The following is a 3252-nucleotide window of genomic DNA, read 5'->3' as shown; positions in this document are numbered from 1 at the left end:
CAAGTACAAGCGTTATGATACGCGCACTTGATAATCTCTGTGATTTATCACAGTTTCCTGACCTGACGAAGGCTGGAAAAATCATTAACAGAATATATTTGAGTTGAAATAATTTGTTCATACTCGTTGAAATCAAAATTAAGAACTTGTTCTTAATTGAGAGATTAATGAGTTACTAGCGAAATTAACTGAATCAAGCGTTTTGGTATATGAATCTAATTGAAGCTGTACTGTAGTTAAATCTACGAAACGCCAACTGTATGAGTAAGTCGCAAGACGAACTCTGTTGCTTATCCTACTTGTAAGGATAAACGACTGTTTGGGGTTGTATAGTCAAGTAATTAAGTGCATGTGGTGGATGCCTTGGCAGTCAGAGGCGATGAAAGACGTGATAGCCTGCGAAAAGCTCCGGGGAGGCGGCAAATATCCTGTGATCCGGAGATGTCTGAATGGGGAAACCCACTTACCATAAGGTAGGTATTGCATGATGAATACATAGTCATGCAAGGCGAACGAGGGGAAGTGAAACATCTCAGTACCCTTAGGAAAAGAAATCAATTGAGATTCCCTCAGTAGCGGCGAGCGAAAGGGGAAGAGCCCATTAAGTTATCTAAGTTCTAGTGGAATGCTCTGGGAAGTGCAACCATAGTGGGTGATAGTCCTGTACACGAAAGGGCTTAGATAATGATGTCGAGTAGGGCGAGGCACGTGAAACCTTGTCTGAATATGGGGGGACCATCCTCCAAGGCTAAATACTCCTGACTGACCGATAGTGAACCAGTACCGTGAGGGAAAGGCGAAAAGAACCCCTGTGAGGGGAGTGAAATAGATCCTGAAACCGCATGCATACAAGCAGTGGGAGCCGACTTGTTCGGTGACTGCGTACCTTTTGTATAATGGGTCAGCGACTTATATTCAGTAGCGAGGTTAACCGAATAGGGGAGCCGTAGGGAAACCGAGTCTTAATAGGGCGCATTAGTTGCTGGGTATAGACCCGAAACCAGGTGATCTATCCATGAGCAGGTTGAAGGTTGGGTAACACTAACTGGAGGACCGAACCCACTGTCGTTGAAAAGCCAGGGGATGACTTGTGGATAGGGGTGAAAGGCTAATCAAACTTGGTGATAGCTGGTTCTCCCCGAAAGCTATTTAGGTAGCGCCTCGGACGAATACCATTGGGGGTAGAGCACTGTTTCGGCTAGGGGGTCATCCCGACTTACCAAACCGATGCAAACTCCGAATACCAATGAGTACTATCCGGGAGACAGACTGCGGGTGCTAACGTCCGTAGTCAAGAGGAAAACAATCCAGACCGCCAGCTAAGGCCCCAAAATCATAGTTAAGTGGGAAACGATGTGGGAAGGCATAGACAGCTAGGAGGTTGGCTTAGAAGCAGCCACCCTTTAAAGAAAGCGTAATAGCTCACTAGTCGAGTCGGCCTGCGCGGAAGATGTAACGGGGCTAAAACTATGTGCCGAAGCTGCGGATTTGCAATTTATTGCAAGTGGTAGGGGAGCGTTCTGTAAGCCGATGAAGGTGGATTGAGAAGTCTGCTGGAGGTATCAGAAGTGCGAATGCTGACGTGAGTAACGACAATGCGAGTGAAAAACTCGCACGCTGAAAGACCAAGGGTTCCAGTCCAACGTTAATCGGGGCTGGGTGAGTCGACCCCTAAGGCGAGGCCGAGAGGCGTAGTCGATGGGAAATTGGTTAATATTCCAATACTTCTGTGTAATGCGATGAGAGGACGGAGAAGGTTAAGTCAGCCTGGCGTTGGTTGTCCAGGTGGAAGGCTGTAGGCATGCATCTTAGGCAAATCCGGGGTGCTCTATGCTGAGAGCTGATAGCAAGCTGTACTTGTACAGTGAAGTGGCTGATACCATGCTTCCAGGAAAAGTCTCTAAGCTTCAGTTACACAGGAATCGTACCCGAAACCGACACAGGTGGTCAGGTCGAGTAGACCAAAGCGCTTGAGAGAACTCTGCTGAAGGAACTAGGCAAAATGGTACCGTAACTTCGGGAGAAGGTACGCTGCTTTTGGTGATGGAACTTGCTTCCTGAGCTGAGAGCAGCCACAGAAACCAGGCCCCTGCAACTGTTTATTAAAAACATAGCACTCTGCAAACACGAAAGTGGACGTATAGGGTGTGATGCCTGCCCGGTGCTGGAAGGTTAATTGATGGGGTTAGCGTAAGCGAAGCTCTTGATCGAAGCCCCAGTAAACGGCGGCCGTAACTATAACGGTCCTAAGGTAGCGAAATTCCTTGTCGGGTAAGTTCCGACCTGCACGAATGGCATAATGATGGGGGCGCTGTCTCCAGCAGAGACTCAGTGAAATCGAATTCGCCGTGAAGATGCGGTGTACCCGCGGCTAGACGGAAAGACCCCGTGAACCTTTACTGCAGCTTGACATTGAACTTTGATCTTACTTGTGTAGGATAGGTGGGAGGCTTTGAAGCAGCGACGCTAGTTGCTGTGGAGCCAATCTTGAAATACCACCCTGGTAATATTGAGGTTCTAACTCTGCTCCATGATCTGGAGCGAGGACCATGTCTGGTGGGTAGTTTGACTGGGGCGGTCTCCTCCTAAAGAGTAACGGAGGAGTACGAAGGTGCGCTCAGCGTGGTCGGAAATCACGCGTAGAGTATAAAGGCAAAAGCGCGCTTAACTGCGAGACCCACAAGTCGAGCAGGTACGAAAGTAGGTCTTAGTGATCCGGTGGTTCTGTATGGAAGGGCCATCGCTCAACGGATAAAAGGTACTCTGGGGATAACAGGCTGATACCGCCCAAGAGTTCATATCGACGGCGGTGTTTGGCACCTCGATGTCGGCTCATCTCATCCTGGGGCTGAAGCAGGTCCCAAGGGTATGGCTGTTCGCCATTTAAAGAGGTACGCGAGCTGGGTTTAGAACGTCGTGAGACAGTTCGGTCCCTATCTACCGTGGGCGTTGGAAATTTGAGAGGATCTGCTCCTAGTACGAGAGGACCAGAGTGGACGAACCTCTGGTGTACCGGTTGTGACGCCAGTCGCATCGCCGGGTAGCTATGTTCGGAAGGGATAACCGCTGAAAGCATCTAAGCGGGAAGCCTACCTCAAGATAAGATTTCCCCGAGACTTTATGTCTCCTAAAGAGCCGTTGAAGACTACGACGTTGATAGGTTGGATGTGGAAGTGCAGTGATGCATGAAGCTGACCAATACTAATTGCTCGTGAGGCTTGACTATACAACACCCAAACAGTTGTTGTATAA

Annotated in this window: 1 rRNA gene; it reads left to right on the top strand. The window is 48.9% G+C overall.

Going from position 1 to position 3252, the window contains the following annotated elements:
• Positions 1-331: 331 nt before the first annotated feature.
• Positions 332-3226, top strand: a 23S ribosomal RNA gene (locus tag H9629_RS15225).
• The last annotated feature ends 26 nt before the right edge of the window (positions 3227-3252 follow it).

The sequence above is a fragment of the Acinetobacter pecorum genome (genome assembly GCF_014837015.1).
In the GTDB taxonomy this organism is placed as follows: Bacteria; Pseudomonadota; Gammaproteobacteria; order Pseudomonadales; family Moraxellaceae; genus Acinetobacter; species Acinetobacter pecorum.
This window is presented reverse-complemented; position numbering and strand designations above follow the sequence as displayed.